We start from the raw sequence: 15,039 nt of genomic DNA, 5'->3' as shown, positions 1-15,039 counted from the left end.
CGCCGGAACACGGAGGAAAAGCGGATGGCGCAGGCGCCACGGGGGGCCCAGGGAATCGACCCGGTGCTGGTGGTGGTCCCGACGTACAACGAGCGGGAGAACATCGGCCCGATCCTGGAACGCCTGCTCGAAGCACTCCCGGAGGCCAACGCCCTCGTCGTGGACGACGGCAGCCCGGACGGGACCGGTGACGTCGCCGACGAGCTCGCGAAGGCCGACGAGCGGATCCACGTCATGCACCGGACCGAGAAGGCCGGCCTCGGCGCCGCGTACGTGGCGGGTTTCCGCTGGGGGCTCGCTCGCGACTACGCCACCATCGTCGAGATGGACGCCGACGGCTCGCACGCGCCGGAGGATCTGCCGCGGGTGCTCGCCGCTCTCGAGGACGCGGATCTGTCCATCGGCTCCCGGTACGTTCCCGGTGGCAGCACGGTGAACTGGCCGTTCCAGCGCAAGGCGCTGTCCTGGATGGCGAACTTCTACGCGCGGGTCGCGCTCGGCACGAAGATCAAGGACATCACCGCGGGTTTCCGCGCGTACCGCCGCACGGTGCTGGAAAAGCTCCCGCTCGACGAGATCGCCTCGCGCGGCTACTGCTTCCAGATCGACCTGGCGTTCCGCACGGCGCTCGCCGGGTTCGAGGTGGTCGAGGTGCCGATCACCTTCACCGAACGCGAGGTCGGCCAGTCGAAGATGAGCGGTTCGGTCGTGCGCGAGGCGATCGTCCTGGTCGGTTTGTGGGGACTCAAGCGTCGCTGGCAGCAGCTTCGCGGGCTGGCCAAGAAGGGCTGACCCCCAGCACGCTCACGCCGAGCTTCCCCAGCTCCTTCACCGTCGGCTCGTCCGGGGCCGCGTCGGTGATCACGCCGGCGATGTCGGACAGGGGGAGCACGGTGAACGGCGAGGCCGCGCCGATCTTCTCCGAGCTGGCCAGCACGTAGGTGTCGGCGGCCCGTTTGGCGAGGGTGCGTTTCATCGCGGCCTCGTCGGAGTCGCCGGTGGTGAGCCCGGTCTCGGGATGCACGCCGGTGACGCCGAGGAAGAACAGGTCGGCGTTGATGCCCTCGGCCGCCTCGGCCGCGGCCGCCCCGCAGGTGACGGCGGAGTGCTTGAAGAGCCGTCCGCCGATGAGGAACACCTCGACCTTCGGATGCGTGACGAGCGCGGCCGCGACCGTGGGGCTGTGCGTGACGATCGTCGCTTCGAGGTCGACGGGGAGCGCCTTCGCCAGCGCCAGCGCGGTCGTCCCGCCGTCGAGGACGACCGTCGAGCCGAGCCGGATCAACGCTGCTGCACGTTTCGCGATCCGTTCCTTGCCCGCGACGCTGACCGCCATGCGCGTCGCGTAGTCCGCTGTGGCCGGGGAGACCGGCAGAGCCCCGCCGTATACCCGCTGACAGAGTCCGGCGTCCGCGAGTTCTCGCAGGTCACGGCGGATGCTGTCTTCCGATACGCCGAGTTCGGCGGCGAGGTCCTTGGCCACGATGCGGCCTTCGGTCTTGAGTCGTTCCATCAGCAGGTCTCGTCGTTGCGCAGCCAACATCTGCATGTTCCTCCTTGTTCCTGCCGATTGTTGCACATTATGCTCCGCCGCATGAGCAAACCTTTGATGATCCTCATCGCCGGACCGTTCCGCTCCGGAACTGGCGACGACCCCGAACTCCTCGCCCGCAATCTCGCCCGGCTCGAAGAGGCCGCCTGGCCGATCTTCCGCAGCGGGCACGTGCCGATGATCGGCGAGTGGGTCGCGCTGCCGGTCCTGTGCGGCGCAGGCGGGAAGACCGTCGCCGACCCGATCGCGAAGGAGATCATGTATCCGACGGCCGATCGCCTGCTGCACCACTGCGACGCCGTTCTGCGGCTGCCGGGCGATTCCGCCGGGGCCGATCAGGACGTCGCCATCGCGCTCTCCCGCGGGCTGGCGGTCTATCACCGGGTCGAGGACATCCCGGGCTATCAAGCCGCATAATGCGTAACTCGACCGAGCGTGACGTTTACGGGGGAAGGTGAGGCCGTGACCGGTCAGGTCGGCCGCGTCGCGAACCGGCTGGCGCAAGCCCTGCGGCGCATCGCTCAGCTCGCGCTGCGGACCGAAGAAGAAACGTCACATCGGCACCCGTGACGGAAACCGCACGGCGTCCGCGCGCTCGGAGATGATGCAGAACGTCCTCGACGGCCTCAAGGAGGCCCGGATGACCAAGCGTTCACCGCGGCTCGCCGAAGTCGCCGCCACGCTGGCGTTCCTCGCCTCCGATGACGCCAGGGGGATCACCGGGACTTTCGTCTACGTGACCAGCATGTTCCCCAGCTGACCGGAGTTCGGCGAGGACGGCGCGGATCGCCGGGCTGGCCTCGGCGCTGCGGCGCCACGCCGCGTGCACCTCGCGCGTCGGCGGGCGCCGCAGAGGCCGGACGACGAGTCCTTCGGCCAACGGCGGTCGCGCCAGCCGCGGGATCAACGCGAGGACCTCGCCCGAGGCGACCAGTGACAACTGCGTGGAGAAGTCGTCCACCAGATGCCGGACGTCGGGCTCTTCGGGCAGCCCGGCGAACAGGCGCCGGAACCACTGATGACAGACCGTGCCCGGCGGGCTCGTGACCCACGCGTGGCCGGCCAGGTCGGCGCCGTCGAGCGGCGGCTCGGCTCGCGCCAGTGGATGGGTCCCTGCCATGACGACGTCACCGAAGTCGGTGTGCACCAGGCGACGGGACAGGGCGGGGGAGAGCGGGACGGGCAGGCCGTCGGCGTCATGCAGGAGAGCGAGGTCGGCCGTTCCGGCGTCGACACTGTGCCACGCCTGGTCAGGGTCCTGCTCGGTGATGTGCAGCCGGAGATCGGGGTAGCGCTCCAGCAGCCGCGGGTGAACGGGAGCGAGGAGGCCGCGGATTCCCGTCGAGAACGCGGCCACCCGCAGAACGCCGCGAGGCGCACCTTCCGCCACCGACTGGGCGGCCTCCGCGCACCGCTCGAGTGCCTGGAACACCTCCAGCGAGGAGTCGACCATGGCCTGGCCTGCCGGGGTGAGCACGACGCCACGCCCCGCCGGGGCGAGCACGGGCATCCCGATCTGGCGCTCAAGCCGTTTGATCTGCTGCGACACCGCCGACGCTGTGAACCCCAATTCGTCCGCCGCCCGCGCCAACGTCCCCAGCGCGGCCACCGACCGCAATGCCCGCAGAGCTCCGACCTCAATCATGAAGCAATGCTACGCAATACCCGCCAAAAACCGTCGCTGGACCGCAGGTATCCACGGCGACAGGATCGACCGCATGACCGAGACCCTTTTCGGCTCCAACCTCGTCGCCATGGTCACCCCGATGGAACCCGGCGGCGCGCTCAGCGAACCCGGCGTCACCGGCCTGGTCGACCACCTGCTCGGCACCGGTTGCGACGGCATCGTCGTCGGCGGGACCACCGGCGAGGCACCCACCCTGACCGACACCGAAACCGCCCGGCTCGTTCGCACCGTCGCCGACCGTGTCGGGAACCGGGCGCGCGTGATCGCCGGCGTCGGCACGTACGACACCACCGCCTGCATCCGGCGCGCGAAGGAAGCCCAGGCGGCCGGCGCCGACGGGCTCCTGCTCGTCTGCCCCTACTACTCCAAGCCGACACAGGCCGGGATCGTGGCGCACTGCCTGGCCGTGGCCGACGCCACCGAGCTGCCCGTGATGCTCTACGACGTCCCGGCCCGCACCGGGACGGCCATGGACGCGGCGACCCTGATCGAGCTCGCCCGACACCCCAGGATCCGCGCCGTGAAAGACGCCAAAGGCGACCTGTTCGAGGCGATGTCCGTCATGGCGCGCACCCGGCTGGCCTACTACTGCGGCATCGACGAACTCAACCTGCCCTACCTCGCCGCGGGCGCCACCGGCCTGGTCAGCGTCGTGGGCAACGCCTACGCAAACCGGAACGCCGAACTCATCGCCGCTGTGCGCGGGGGAGACCTCGACACCGCGCGTTCGCTCAACGCCGGGTTGCTTCCGCTGGCGGAGGCCGTCATGCGCACCTCGCAGGGAGCGATCATGGCCAAGGCCGCTCTGGCCGAACTCGGCGTCATCCCGCACGCGACGGTCCGGCTCCCGCTGCTCGAATCGCCTCCCGAACACCTGCAGCGGCTTCGCGAAGCGTTGGTGCCTCTCGGCCTCGGGGCTCTCGCAGTGTCTTAGCCCCTACGCTGCGGCCGATCCCAGACCGGGGGCCGTGAAGGCCTCCTTGAGGGACTCTGGGTCCCTCAAGGAGGCCTTCACAGACTGGACGATCGCCACATGCGCCCCACTGGCAACAGCGGTCAGACGAGCGCGCTTCATGCCTCCCCAAGTACGTGAAGGACCCCTTCACTGCGTCTAGCGCAGTGAAGGGGTCCTTCACGTACTTGGCCGAGCAAGACCCCGGACACGGCGAAGCCCCCGCGGAGGGAGGTCGCGGGGGCTTCGCCGGTTCGTGGTGGGGCTAGCTACTTGTGCCGTGCGTCAGGCGGACCGGGTGGTCCTGCGTCCCTTCAGCTCGGCGAGACGTTCGTTGAGCAGATCTTCGAGCTCCGGGATCGAACGGCGCTCCAGGAGCATGTCCCAGTGCGTCCTCGGGGGCTTGACCTTCTTCTGCTCCGGCTGCCCGCCGTCCACGATCTCGGACTCGCTGCCGTGCAGCCTGCACTCCCACACCGAAGGGATCTCGGCGTCGTCGGAGAAAGGCACCTCGAACTCGTGGTTCTTGGGGCAGGCGTAGCGCACGGTGCGCCGAGGCGCGAGGTCGTGGTTGCGGTCGGTCTCGTAGCTGACCGCTCCCAGCCGGCTTCCACGGAGAACACGGTCGGCCATGATGGGGGTCCTTTCAGTCAGCTCCGGGTGGAGCCAGGGTGATGCTCACCCTATGCAACGACGATGAGGGCCAGAGGATTCCCTGGACAGCATGTCCTTGCTCACGATGAGCTGTGTCACCCGGTGGCAACAGCTTCTCCTAGTAGGAGTGGTTTCGCGCTCTGGCGTGACGTCAATACGGCCATCTTGGTGCGGATATCCCCCAGATGGGCTAGTAGTACGCCTGTCACGTCAACCGTAACTGACCGTGTTGGGCCGAGGTGGGCCCCAGGTCGCCCAGTCGAAAGTGGCGACGGCACAATACCTGATAACGGACCGTGTTCGGTTCGCCCTCGGAACGTGATACCGATGAAGATTCAACGACCATCTGCTCGGTATCCGCCACCACCACGGTGTCGCCGGCCCGCAGCACCTCGCCATCGGCCACCCGCGCGTTGAACCGCCCCGTCTGCCCGCACCAGCACAGCACCTCGACCTGAACCGGCTGCAACTCGTCCGCCAGCTCGAACAACCGCGCCGCACCCGGGAACAACACGCTCCGGAAATCCGTCGCGATCCCGAAGCAGTACACGTCGATCTGGACGTCATCGGCCAGTTCGGCCAACTGATCCACCTGATCGGGCGACAAGAACTGCGCCTCGTCGACGATCAGGTAATCCACATGCCGCCCGGCCGCCCACTGCTCACGCACCAGCAACCGCAGGTCGGTCTCGTTCCCCACCTCGATCGCCTTGCGCGTCAACCCGATCCGGCTCGTGATCTGCGGCTCCCCGGACCGGTCATGGCGCACCAGCACCATCCCGCGACGACCCTGCCGCGCGTGGTTGTGGTCGATCTGCAACGCCAGCGTCGACTTCCCGCAGTCCATCGGCCCGTAGCAGAACTTCAACTTCCCGACGACCGGCACACCCCGCCGTGAACCCGCCACCGGCACCGACGACAACGCGTCCGTGGGATCCGGGCCACTCTCCTTCAGTACGGTCACGACGCCCGACCCTATCGGCACACTCCGCCCTCACAGCACCGCCGGTGGTCGGTTACCCGCCGCCTCGATCGCCCGGCGCACCGGCACCAGCCATACGAACACGAAACCGAGCACGAAGAAGATCACCAGCGCGATGATCGCGTACCGGAACGAGCCGGTGATCTGCCCGACCGCCGCGAACAACAGCGGACCCAGCCACGACGTCCCCCGCTCACCGACCACGTACAGCGAGAAGTACTGCGCGTCCTTGCCCTCCGGGATCATCTGCCCGAACAACGACCGCGACAACGCGTTCGTCCCGCCCAGCACCAGCCCGATCCCGACCGCCACCGCGTAGAACTGCAACGGCTGACCGGCCTCGATGAAGAACGCGAAGCACAACACCACCACCCAAGCCACCAGACTGCCCAGAATCGTCTTCTTCGCTCCGATCCGCGCCGCGATCGCACCATGGATCATCGCTCCGGCGTACGCCAGGAACTGGATCACCAGGATCGTGACGATGAGCACCTGGGTGCTGTACTTCAGCTCGTCCTTGCCGTACTGCGCCGACACCGCCACCACCGTCGTGATCCCGTCGGTGAAGACCAGATAGCTCCCGAGGAACGCCAGCGTCAGCGGATAGGCCCGCGCGTCCTTGATCGTCTGCTTCAGTTCCTTGAAACCTGCCGTCAAGACCGACAGGCCCCGCTCACTCGACTTCGGCACGTGAGTCTGGGGGAGCGCCCGCACCGCCGGGATCGTGAACACCGCCCACCAGATCCCCGAGGTCAGGAAGCAGATCTGGATCGCCAGCCCTTCACTGACCCCGAACGACTCATGTCCCATGAAGAACCCGAGCTGCAGCGCCAGTGCCAGACCGCCGCCGAGATACCCGAAAGCCCACCCCTTCGACGACACCGCGTCCCGCTCGTCAGGCTCCGCGATGTCCACCAGGAACGAGTAGTAGACGACCAGCGCGCCGCCGTAACCGATGTTGGCCAGGATGAACGTCCAGACCCCGACCTCCCAGTTCGTCCCCGCGATGAAGAACATCGCCGCCGACGCCGCCGCGCCCAGGAACGCGAACCCGCCGAGGATCCGCCGCTTGTGCCTGCTCCGGTCCGCGATCGCGCCGGCGATCGGCAGGACCAGCACCTGCGTCACCGTCGCGATCGACAGCAGATACCCCCACAGCGAGCCCGCGGGAAAGTGGAGCCCGAAGAGCGAGACGTCGCAGTTCTGGAGGGTGCTCGACGCTCCACTCGAATCGGTGCACGCCCTGTCCCCGTTAAGGGTGAAATTCGTCTTCGCGTCCGCCGACGCGATGTCGCTCAAATAGAGCGCTCCGAAGACGGTGATCACCGACGAATAGAACGGCGAATTGGCCCAGTCGTAGAGGTACCAAGCCCGCCACACCCGCTTGCGTTCACGGGTCACGGCCACCGTCATGCACTGCTCCTGAAGTCGAGAACGTCGAGGTCAGCGGGAGACTACTGGCGATCACACCCGCCTGTCCGGCACGAGTCCGGACCGTGTTCGTTTCGACGCGGGACGAACCCTTCCCGGACACCTTCCCGACCATCGTCGGCGTGTCGCTGCCACGATCCCCGTGTGTTTCGTGTGAGGCTAGTGAGCGATCTGTGACTCTTGTGAAGCACGGGACAGATACTTACTGTTCCGCTCATGAGGACCCATCGCCTTCGCACAGCACACCGCGTAGTGGCGAGAACGCTCCTGCTCGCCCTCGCCGTGACGGGCCTGCAGATCGCCACCACCGGATCCGCCGCCGCGGACCCCCACGGCTCCCACTGGGCCAAGCTCCGCATGTGTGAATCGAGCGGGCGCTACAACATCAACACCGGCAACGGCTACTACGGCGCCTACCAGTTCGACCTGCCCACCTGGCGCAGTGTCGGCGGCCAAGGGCGACCCGACCAGGCCGCCCCCCGCGAGCAGGACTACCGGGCCCTCTACCTCTACCGCATGCGCGGCTGGCAACCCTGGGAATGCGCCGGCAAACTCGGCTTCCGCAACGACAGCGACGGCCGCAGCAAACGCGTCCCGTCCTACGCCGACTCCGCCTACATCGGCGGGGGAGGACAACCCGCCCCGCCGCCTCCGCCCAAGCCGAAGCCCACCCCTCCCGCACCGCCCGGCGGACCCAAACCCGCCTGGCCCGGCGTCGTCTACGCCTACGGCGACTGCGCGGCACCCCTGAAGCAGTTCCAGCTGCGGATGAACGCCTTCGGCTACGGCTTCACCGGAACAGGCTGCTACTACGACAAAACCCGCGAAGCCGTCCTCGCCCTCCAACGGGCCAACGGCATCAACGACTCAGGACGGCTCGGCCCCAAGACCTGGGACGCCGCCTGGAACGGCAAAGCACCCCGCTGACCCCTCGCGTTTAGTCCTCTAGTTGCGTTCACAACGCAACTAGAGGACTAAACGCGAGTCAGGAAGGCCAAGCGCCGCGTTCCCGAAGCACCTCACGCAGCAGATCCGGCCGATCGGTCACGATCCCGTGCACCCCCAGATCCAGCAGCAACCGCATCTCCGCCGGATCGTCCACCGTCCACGTGTGCACCTCGAAACCCCCGCGCGTCGCCTGCCGCAGGAACGCCCGGTCCACCACCTTCAACCGCCCCTGCCGCACCGGAACCTGCGCCATCGCACCCCGCGACAACGCCCGCAACGACACCAGCGGCAAGAACCCGTTCGCCCACATCACCGCCACCGAACGCGGCCCCATCGCGGTCACCAGCTTCGGCCCCGCCAGCTTCCGGATCCGCGCCAACCGCGCATCGGAGAACGACGCCGCCGCGACCCGGTCGTACGCCCCGGTCCGCTCGATCGCCCGCACGAACGGGGCCACCGCCTCGTTCGACTTCACGTCGATGTTGAACCGCGCCTCCGGCAACTCCTCGAGGACGTCCTCCAGTCGCGACAACGGCACACGACCACCGACCTTGACCGTCCGCAGCTGGGCCCACGTCTGCCGGGAGATCAACCCCGCGCCGTCCGTCGTCCGGTCCAAAGACGCGTCGTGATGAACGACCACCACGCCGTCCGACGTCGCGTGCACGTCCGTCTCCAGGTAGCGATAACCCTCCGCTACCGCCTGCTGGAAGGCGGGCAACGAGTTCTCCAGTCCTTCCAGATCACCGAGGTGCCAGCCCCGATGGGCGAAGGCACGCGGGAGCGGGTCGGCGAGATACGGGAACAGTGTCGGCACCCCACTAGTGTGCACTTCGGTCGTGGCCCCGGCATGATCGCCGGATGGCCAGCTAGGGTCTGATCCGTGAGGGAAGTGGCCGAACACCCGAAGACGTCCGCCGAAGAGGTGTCCGAGCTACGCCGCGCCGGAGCACCCAAACACTGCGGATGGTGCGGCCGACGCCTCGAACAGGGCGGCAACGTCGGCAGGCGCCGCCGCTACTGTGGGCAATCCTGCCGCCAGCGCGCCTACGAACGCCGCACCGCCCTCCAGCGCAGCGGCCTCCCCGAAGACGCCGTCGTCCTCTCCGACACCGAGATCGCCACCCTCCAGGACCGGCTCTTCCAGCTCCGCTGCGCCGCCGAAGACGTCGTCACCGCGGCCGACGACGGCGCTTCCGTCGCCGAACTCCGTAGCCTCGCAGGCGAAATCGCCCAGGCCGCCAAGGACCTCGAGCAACTCCGCTGAGCTACACGATCCCGTCCAACGCCCGATACGTCCGGTTGCTCGCGGCCGCCGCACGCTGCTCACGCCCGGTCGCCTCGATGTAGTTCTGGCTGGTCGCGAGGCTCGCATGCCCCAGCAAGGCCATGATCTCCGACGCAGTCGCGCCGTCCTCCGCCAGGCGAGTCGCGAAGGTGTGGCGCAACGCGTGGAGGTTCGCCCCGACCGGCACCCGGTCGTGCAGGCCTGCCCACCGGTAGCAGGACTTGACGAGATACTCCAGCGCGCCGCGGCCGATCGGTTCGCCCGCGCGATCCCGGAGGAGGGGAGTGGAGAGCCCGAACCGCTGCTGCGGGAACCGGCGGCGACAGGACGTCAGGTACTCCTCGATGATCTTCTCCATGATCGGCTGTACCGGAATCGACCGGTCCCGGCTTCCCTTGCCATGGACGTGCAACCGCATCTCGCCCTGACGGCCGACCAGCGATCGCGCTGTCAGCGCCCGCATCTCCGCGGCACGCAGCCCGGCGACCAGACCCAGCGCGATCACCAGGACGTCCCGCTCGGGCCACGGATCCCGCGCGCGGCGCGAGCCGTCGGCGGCGGCCGCGAGCAACTGCTCCGGGGTTTCCTCACCCCGCAAGGGTTTCGGCGTCAACGGTGGCGCCTTCGGCCGGGCGACCGCGCCCATCGGATTGCCCGCGAGCAGCCCGTCGGACACGCAGAAGGTGAGGAACTGATTCCAGGTCGACCAGGCGCGGAGCACCGAACTCTTCGCGTGGGTGTCCGCGAAGGCACCGAAGGCGTTGCGGAGCGCCTGCGCGGTGAGCATCTCGACGGTGAGTTCGTCAGGGGAGCGGCTCAGCTCCCGGAGCAGAAGAGCGGTGATGCCGGCGAGGTCGCGGCGGTAGGCGTCGGTGGTGTGAGGAGAATCCTTACGGGGACGACGTGCGGCGAAAAAGGCTTGCTGTGCCTCGGAAACCCTCATGAGCATCTTGTACCGCATGACACCGACAGTCTTACACTCGGTTATATTCCGTTTCATGCATAATAGTGATTATGCATGAAACGGAGCGATGGGTCCGGAACCCCTCGCGGGGGATCTCGGCCCTCCTGTCGCTCTCTGAAGTGTCATGAAAGGGTCGTTCCTGACGTTTTTCGTCCTGAACGACCCTTTCATGACACTTGGCGCCATCGAGGCGCCCCGGAGCTTGTGAGGATCGCCGGCTTGGTCGACCCGGCAAGAGATCTGCCCGTGTCGGACGCCTCCGTTGATCATCATCGACCGAGACGTCCCGATCGATTCGTCACTGTGACGTATTGGGGTCGGGTGATCGGACGTCGACTCTTCGTCCCCGGGGGGTGCCCTGAGGTGCTCTGGAACCTTGAGGACGCTGGTCTGCCAAGAGGCCGAAGGGAGCCATGCCCGCATCCGGCGCGGCGAAGGGCGCTTTCGCTGCATGACATGCAGTGAAGGACGCTTTCAGCCCACTTCGGAGGCCCCTCTCGGCCGCCGTTATCCAGGTCGGCCAAAGTGCCGATAATGTACATTATGTCAAGTAGCGTGCGGTCGCATCGCCCCACCCTCCGGTCAACGGACGAGTCGGATTTTGACCTGATGATTGTGGTTCGTGTGCCCGATGACTTCGCCGACGAGCCTGTCGCCGACAGCCGGGAGCGACGCGTCGCGCGGCATCGTCGTCACTTCGGCCAAACCGACCGCGTTGGGCACACCATCGATCCGCACGAACACGCCGAACCGCTGTCGCCCGATCACCTCGCCCGTGACCGACGTTCCGAGAGGCAACGCCTCGATCGTTGCCGTCCAAGCCTCACGAGCGCAGTGTGCGAGACGTTCGCCGTCTTCAGGCCAGCAGTACTCGATCACGGCCTGAGTATGACAAGGTTTCGGGAATCAGCCAGCACAATATGGTTCGATCCCCTGGTGATCCCTACGGAAGCTGAACTCGCCGACGCATTGACCAGGGCCACTCGAGCGGCCGTCGCCGATCTCTTCCGGGAGAACCCCGGCCACACGTTCTATTACGTCACGCTCACCACGCCCGGTGAGGCGTTCGGCCCGGCGTTGTCGGCATGGTCGCATGAGGCGCTGGCTCAGCGAGCGGACGCCGCGGACGTCCGCTATTCCTATGCCGATTCACCGTTTTCGATCGTTGGAGAGAAACACCTGAAGCCGGTCCGCGAGATGTTCGCCGCCCGGCCGGAGGTGTTCGACATCGCCGACGACGATGCGTCCGACGCGGAGTTCGATCTTCGGCTGCGTGCGATCGAGACGGCCCTGCGCAGGCTGGCCGACGAAGGCCTGTTCGGTGCCGGCGACGCTCGCGAGAACGTGCTGGTGCTGGCCGAGGTCGTTCCCGACGACGAGGAGAACGTCGCCCGCGCTCGTCGACTCAACCCGCCTGGGCCGGCGTTGGACGCTTGGCTGGCCTACTGGGGCCAAGTCTGAATTCTCTCGCGAACACCCGCCACAGGATGTCGCGTAGTCGGCATCATCGCGGACTTTCGGTTCGCCGAACTCCCCTGATGCCGACAAGGTCATGCGCGCCCAGCTTGAAACCCCGCACGGATACACGCCGATGGCCAGATCGAGGACGTGCCCTACTCCCCTGGTGACAACGTCGCGATCTACCTCGGCGGCAAACTCCGCGGCCATTTCGAGAAGCAGTTGTGGGGCGACGAGGCGGGCGCGCTCGTGGACAGGTTCGGGATCACCTGGATGTTCACCATCACTCTGAAGCCGGAGCCACTCGCCGGGTGATCCGGTCGAACAATTCGACCAACGGCTCACTGACGTCCCGGCCGAACTCGGTCAGTCCGTAGGTCACCTGTGGCGGCGTCGTGGGTTCGACATGTCGCCAGATCAGGCCGTCTTGGACGAGTGCGCGCAGGGATTGGGCGAGCATCTTCTCGCTGATCCCCTGAATGCTTTCGCGGAGCTCGTAGAAGCGGAGATCGTTGTGCTGCAAGGAGATCAGTACCCAGATCCCCCACCGGCTGGTGACGTGGCCGACCACGTCGCGGGCGGCGCAGTCGGTGTGAAACACCTCATACCGCGGCTCCGTGTCGGCCGGTGTGAACTGCGCGCCTCCTGTCATGGGAGAAGCTTACCTCTGGGTATGTACTTACGAAAAGTTAGCCGGAATCCCTAGCGTCGTCGCCACGTCGAGATCGAACGAAGGAGCTGTTCATGATCGTGGTGACCGGGGCTACCGGGAACATCGGCAGGCCGTTGACCGAGGCGCTGGCCGGGGCGGGTGAACAGGTGACGACGGTGTCGCGGCACGCCGCGGCGGCACCGGCCGGTGGTCGGCATGTGGTGGCCGATCTGGCCGAGCCCGCCACGCTCGAACCCGCCCTCGCCGGGGCGAAAGCGTTGTTCCTGCTGCTTTCCGGCGATCTGCACGCGGTCGGGGCGAACCCGGCCGAGATCATCGGCCTGGCGGCGGCGAGCGGAGTGCGCCGGGTTGTCCTGCTCTCGACGTTGGGTGTGGCGACCAGGCCCTTCGGTACGACGCGGATGGCGATGCGGGGGCTGGAGGATGTGGTGCGGGAGTCCGGTTTGGACTGGGCGATTCTGCGGCCGGGTGGTTTCGCCTCGAACGCGTTGTGGTGGGCGGAGTCCGTGCGCTCGCGGCAGGTGGTCGCCGCGCCGTTCGGGGACATCGGGGTGCCGATCGTCGATCCGGCGGACATCGCCGACGTCGCGGCCGCTTGTCTGCTGGACGATCGGCATCTCGGTGAGGTGTACGAGTTGACCGGTCCGGCGGTGATCACTCCGCGCGAACAAGCTGTGGCCCTCGCTGACGTTTTGGGGTCGCCGGTGCGTTTTCAGGAGCTCACGCGGGAGGAGGCCAAGGCGGGGATGGTCTTGAGCATGCCGGCGGAGCTCGCGGACGACACTTTGGACATTCTCAGCTCCCCGACGGCGGCGGAACTGCGCGTGAGCCCGGATGTGCAGCGGGTTCTCGGCCGTGCGCCGCGTTCGTTCGCCGATTGGGCAGCGCGGAATGTCGCCGCGTTCCGCTGACCGGCTCGCGCTATGGTCTTCCTCCGGAAGCGAGCCTGGGGGTTGCGGATATGTCCGAGAGCACCGCTGTGCGTGTCGATCCGTCCAACGAGCGGATGTTGAAGGCGTGGGACGGCGACGACGGCGCTCTGTGGGCGAAGCGTGCGCAGCGTTTCAACGATGGTGTCGCCGCGTACCGGGATCTCTTCTTCGCCGCGGCTGATGTGCAGGCAGCGGATCGGGTGCTCGACGTCGGCTGCGGTGCAGGTCAGACGACGCGGGACGCGGCCAGGCTGGCCGTCGCGGGTTCGGCGCTGGGTGTCGATCTCTCGAGTGAGATGCTCGGTGTCGCTCGTCGGCTCGCCGAGGAGGAACGTGTTCCCCATGTCTCGTTCGAGCAGGCGGACGCGCAGGTCCATCCGTTCGCCGAGGCGTCGTTCGACGTGGTGATCAGCAGGCATGGCTCGATGTTCTTCGGTACTCCCCTAGCGGCGTTCGGCAATCTGGCCAGGGCGACCCGGCGGGGTGGTCGTCTGGTTCTGCTGACGTGGCAGCCGTTGCGGCTCAACGAATGGATCACCACCTTCCGGACGATCTTCGCGGCAGGCCGTGCGGTGCCGTCGGCGGATCTGGCGCTCAGCGATCCCCGGGAGATCGAGGAGTTGCTGACCTCCGCCGGCTACGTCGAGATCAAGTGCACGGCGGTGAACAAGCCGATGTACTTCGGTGAGGACGTCGACGACGCGGCCGAGTTCATCGTCGAGCAGCATGGTGGCAGGTTGAGCGACCTGGATGACACCGCGCGGGACGGTGCCATCCAGGCGCTGCGTGCGGATCTCGCCGAGCACCAGACCGACCTGGGCGTTTTCTACGGCTCGGCGGCCTGGCTCGTCGAGGCGCGGCGTCCTTGAACTACTGCTTGCGGGCGATCAGGTAGGCCTGTGGGGTGCTTTCGAACTCCCCGGACGGCTCACGGACGAGGGTGGAGAGCAGGCTGAAGCCGGCCTCCCCCAGCTGTTCGGCGATCTTCTCGGGCGCCAGCCGGTACGCGTCGCAGGAAATGTCGTGGCCGTACGCGTGCTCGATGTGGCGTACTTCGTCGCCTACCTGGAAGGCGAGCAGCAGGTGGCCGCCGGGGGCGAGGATCCGGTGGAAGTCGGCGAAGATCTCCGGCAGCCGCTCTCGTGGGGTGTGGATGATGGAGTACCAGGCGACGGCGCCGGCGAGTGCACCGTCCTCAAGGGACAATCCGGGCATCTCGCCGAGCTGGAAGTCCAGATGTGGGTACCACTTCCGGGCGACGGCGAGCATTCCCGGCGAGAGGTCGACGCCGCGGATGTCGAGCCCGAGCTGGTGGAGGTACTCGGTGATGCGGCCGGTTCCGCAGCCGATTTCGGCGACGCGGCCGCCACCGGCGGCCTGGACGAGCTCGGTGTACGCGCCGAGGACGGCGCGGTCCCAGGTGGATCCGGCGAGGTGGTCGCGGAGGAGTTCGGCGTAGTCGGCCGCGACCGTGTCGTAGGCGGTGCGGGTGGTTTGGAGGTAGTCGGTCACGGCGGC

19 protein-coding genes and 1 pseudogene are annotated in these 15,039 nt (G+C 67.4%); 10 read left to right on the top strand and 10 right to left on the bottom strand.

What is annotated here, in order from left to right; all coding sequences use genetic code 11:
* Nucleotides 1-24 precede the first annotated feature (24 nt).
* Entirely contained in the window at nucleotides 25-792 is a 768-nt protein-coding gene (locus ACOCEP_RS31610) for a polyprenol monophosphomannose synthase (RefSeq protein WP_482332775.1), read from the top strand.
* Here the strand turns inward: ACOCEP_RS31610 and ACOCEP_RS31605 are convergent.
* Nucleotides 746-1,543, bottom strand: coding sequence for a DeoR/GlpR family DNA-binding transcription regulator (locus ACOCEP_RS31605; protein WP_482339857.1), 798 nt, complete (start codon nucleotides 1,541-1,543; stop codon nucleotides 746-748). The two genes, ACOCEP_RS31610 and ACOCEP_RS31605, sit on opposite strands and share 47 nt — an antisense overlap.
* 51 nt (nucleotides 1,544-1,594) lie before the next feature.
* Between ACOCEP_RS31605 and ACOCEP_RS31600 the strand changes: the two genes are divergently transcribed.
* Nucleotides 1,595-1,969 carry a DUF4406 domain-containing protein gene (locus ACOCEP_RS31600; RefSeq protein WP_482332773.1) on the top strand — a complete coding sequence of 125 codons (375 nt, stop codon included), beginning with the start codon at nucleotides 1,595-1,597 and terminating at the stop codon, nucleotides 1,967-1,969.
* 184 nt (nucleotides 1,970-2,153) lie between these two features.
* Nucleotides 2,154-2,231 (top strand): annotated as a pseudogene (locus ACOCEP_RS31595) (hypothetical protein); the annotation flags it as partial.
* On the opposite strand, the gene ACOCEP_RS31590 reads toward ACOCEP_RS31595, so the two are convergent.
* On the bottom strand, nucleotides 2,205-3,197 hold the full coding sequence (locus ACOCEP_RS31590; RefSeq protein ID WP_482332772.1) for a LysR family transcriptional regulator: 993 nt from the start codon (nucleotides 3,195-3,197) through the stop codon (nucleotides 2,205-2,207). The pseudogene ACOCEP_RS31595 and the gene ACOCEP_RS31590 overlap by 27 nt on opposite strands.
* A 73-nt stretch (nucleotides 3,198-3,270) precedes the next feature.
* Between ACOCEP_RS31590 and dapA the strand changes: the two genes are divergently transcribed.
* Nucleotides 3,271-4,173: a 4-hydroxy-tetrahydrodipicolinate synthase gene (gene dapA / locus ACOCEP_RS31585; RefSeq protein WP_482332771.1), complete on the top strand. Its 903-nt coding sequence runs from the start codon at nucleotides 3,271-3,273 to the stop codon at nucleotides 4,171-4,173.
* A 303-nt stretch (nucleotides 4,174-4,476) separates the two neighbouring features.
* On the opposite strand, the gene ACOCEP_RS31580 is transcribed toward dapA, so the two are convergent.
* The 3 genes from ACOCEP_RS31580 to ACOCEP_RS31570 form a co-directional block, all read right to left on the bottom strand.
* Nucleotides 4,477-4,824 carry an RNA polymerase-binding protein RbpA gene (locus tag ACOCEP_RS31580; protein ID WP_005151365.1) on the bottom strand — a complete coding sequence of 116 codons (348 nt, stop codon included), beginning with the start codon at nucleotides 4,822-4,824 and terminating at the stop codon, nucleotides 4,477-4,479.
* 226 nt (nucleotides 4,825-5,050) lie between these two features.
* Nucleotides 5,051-5,809, bottom strand: coding sequence for a thymidine kinase (locus tag ACOCEP_RS31575; RefSeq protein WP_482332769.1), 759 nt, complete (start codon nucleotides 5,807-5,809; stop codon nucleotides 5,051-5,053).
* A gap of 30 nt (nucleotides 5,810-5,839) precedes the next feature.
* Nucleotides 5,840-7,240, bottom strand: coding sequence for an MFS transporter (locus ACOCEP_RS31570; RefSeq protein ID WP_482332768.1), 1,401 nt, complete (start codon nucleotides 7,238-7,240; stop codon nucleotides 5,840-5,842).
* Nucleotides 7,241-7,474: 234 nt separating this feature from the next.
* Between ACOCEP_RS31570 and ACOCEP_RS31565 the strand changes: the two genes are divergently transcribed.
* A complete protein-coding gene (locus ACOCEP_RS31565; RefSeq protein WP_465533930.1) occupies nucleotides 7,475-8,185 on the top strand; it encodes a transglycosylase family protein in 711 nt (236 codons plus the stop codon).
* Between the two features lie 58 nt (nucleotides 8,186-8,243).
* Here the strand turns inward: ACOCEP_RS31565 and ACOCEP_RS31560 are convergent, their stop codons facing one another.
* Nucleotides 8,244-9,023 (bottom strand): glycerophosphodiester phosphodiesterase family protein, encoded by a 780-nt coding sequence (locus ACOCEP_RS31560; RefSeq protein ID WP_482332767.1) that lies wholly within the window; start codon nucleotides 9,021-9,023, stop codon nucleotides 8,244-8,246.
* A gap of 66 nt (nucleotides 9,024-9,089) precedes the next feature.
* On the opposite strand from ACOCEP_RS31560, the gene ACOCEP_RS31555 reads away from it, so the two are divergent.
* The gene (locus ACOCEP_RS31555; protein ID WP_007034383.1) at nucleotides 9,090-9,473 is read left to right on the top strand and encodes a hypothetical protein; all 384 of its coding nucleotides are present in this window, start codon (nucleotides 9,090-9,092) and stop codon (nucleotides 9,471-9,473) included.
* A 1-nt stretch (nucleotide 9,474) separates the two neighbouring features.
* Here ACOCEP_RS31555 and ACOCEP_RS31550 read toward each other — a convergent pair whose 3' ends face one another.
* The gene (locus tag ACOCEP_RS31550; RefSeq protein WP_482332766.1) at nucleotides 9,475-10,455 is read right to left on the bottom strand and encodes a tyrosine-type recombinase/integrase; all 981 of its coding nucleotides are present in this window, start codon (nucleotides 10,453-10,455) and stop codon (nucleotides 9,475-9,477) included.
* A gap of 585 nt (nucleotides 10,456-11,040) precedes the next feature.
* Nucleotides 11,041-11,337, bottom strand: coding sequence for a S1 domain-containing protein (locus ACOCEP_RS31545; protein WP_482332765.1), 297 nt, complete (start codon nucleotides 11,335-11,337; stop codon nucleotides 11,041-11,043).
* Between the two features lie 57 nt (nucleotides 11,338-11,394).
* Between ACOCEP_RS31545 and ACOCEP_RS31540 the strand changes: the two genes are divergently transcribed.
* Both ACOCEP_RS31540 and ACOCEP_RS31535 read left to right on the top strand, forming a co-directional pair.
* Nucleotides 11,395-11,919, top strand: a complete 525-nt coding sequence (locus ACOCEP_RS31540; protein ID WP_482332764.1) for a DUF4303 domain-containing protein — start codon at nucleotides 11,395-11,397, stop codon at nucleotides 11,917-11,919.
* A gap of 147 nt (nucleotides 11,920-12,066) precedes the next feature.
* Nucleotides 12,067-12,231: a hypothetical protein gene (locus ACOCEP_RS31535; protein WP_482332763.1), complete on the top strand. Its 165-nt coding sequence runs from the start codon at nucleotides 12,067-12,069 to the stop codon at nucleotides 12,229-12,231.
* Here ACOCEP_RS31535 and ACOCEP_RS31530 read toward each other — a convergent pair.
* The gene (locus tag ACOCEP_RS31530) at nucleotides 12,200-12,568 is read right to left on the bottom strand and encodes a winged helix-turn-helix transcriptional regulator (protein WP_482332761.1); all 369 of its coding nucleotides are present in this window, start codon (nucleotides 12,566-12,568) and stop codon (nucleotides 12,200-12,202) included. The two genes, ACOCEP_RS31535 and ACOCEP_RS31530, sit on opposite strands and share 32 nt — an antisense overlap.
* 92 nt (nucleotides 12,569-12,660) lie before the next feature.
* Here ACOCEP_RS31530 and ACOCEP_RS31525 point away from each other — a divergent pair, with 92 nt between their 5' ends.
* Nucleotides 12,661-13,500 (top strand): NAD(P)H-binding protein, encoded by an 840-nt coding sequence (locus ACOCEP_RS31525; protein ID WP_482332760.1) that lies wholly within the window; start codon nucleotides 12,661-12,663, stop codon nucleotides 13,498-13,500.
* A 50-nt stretch (nucleotides 13,501-13,550) separates the two neighbouring features.
* Entirely contained in the window at nucleotides 13,551-14,390 is an 840-nt protein-coding gene (locus tag ACOCEP_RS31520; RefSeq protein WP_482332759.1) for a class I SAM-dependent methyltransferase, read from the top strand.
* Nucleotide 14,391: 1 nt separating this feature from the next.
* Here the strand turns inward: ACOCEP_RS31520 and ACOCEP_RS31515 are convergent, their stop codons facing one another.
* Nucleotides 14,392-15,033 (bottom strand): class I SAM-dependent DNA methyltransferase, encoded by a 642-nt coding sequence (locus ACOCEP_RS31515; protein ID WP_482332758.1) that lies wholly within the window; start codon nucleotides 15,031-15,033, stop codon nucleotides 14,392-14,394.
* Nucleotides 15,034-15,039 lie beyond the last annotated feature (6 nt).

The sequence above is a fragment of the Amycolatopsis sp. CA-211722 genome (assembly GCF_056828465.1).
This window is presented reverse-complemented; position numbering and strand designations above follow the sequence as displayed.

Bases quoted from the DNA above. Each gene is read 5' to 3' on its own strand.
- ACOCEP_RS31525 (WP_482332760.1), top strand. From the start codon at position 12,661: ATGATCGTGGTGACCGGGGCTACCGGGAACATCGGCAGGCCGTTGACC.
- dapA (WP_482332771.1), top strand. From the start codon at position 3,271: ATGACCGAGACCCTTTTCGGCTCCAACCTCGTCGCCATGGTCACCCCG.
- ACOCEP_RS31605 (WP_482339857.1), bottom strand. From the start codon at position 1,543: ATGTTGGCTGCGCAACGACGAGACCTGCTGATGGAACGACTCAAGACC.
- ACOCEP_RS31580 (WP_005151365.1), bottom strand. From the start codon at position 4,824: ATGGCCGACCGTGTTCTCCGTGGAAGCCGGCTGGGAGCGGTCAGCTAC.
- ACOCEP_RS31590 (WP_482332772.1), bottom strand. From the start codon at position 3,197: ATGATTGAGGTCGGAGCTCTGCGGGCATTGCGGTCGGTGGCCGCGCTG.
- ACOCEP_RS31600 (WP_482332773.1), top strand. From the start codon at position 1,595: ATGAGCAAACCTTTGATGATCCTCATCGCCGGACCGTTCCGCTCCGGA.
- ACOCEP_RS31520 (WP_482332759.1), top strand. From the start codon at position 13,551: ATGTCCGAGAGCACCGCTGTGCGTGTCGATCCGTCCAACGAGCGGATG.
- ACOCEP_RS31570 (WP_482332768.1), bottom strand. From the start codon at position 7,240: ATGACGGTGGCCGTGACCCGTGAACGCAAGCGGGTGTGGCGGGCTTGG.
- ACOCEP_RS31610 (WP_482332775.1), top strand. From the start codon at position 25: ATGGCGCAGGCGCCACGGGGGGCCCAGGGAATCGACCCGGTGCTGGTG.
- ACOCEP_RS31550 (WP_482332766.1), bottom strand. From the start codon at position 10,455: ATGCGGTACAAGATGCTCATGAGGGTTTCCGAGGCACAGCAAGCCTTT.
- ACOCEP_RS31530 (WP_482332761.1), bottom strand. From the start codon at position 12,568: ATGACAGGAGGCGCGCAGTTCACACCGGCCGACACGGAGCCGCGGTAT.
- ACOCEP_RS31565 (WP_465533930.1), top strand. From the start codon at position 7,475: ATGAGGACCCATCGCCTTCGCACAGCACACCGCGTAGTGGCGAGAACG.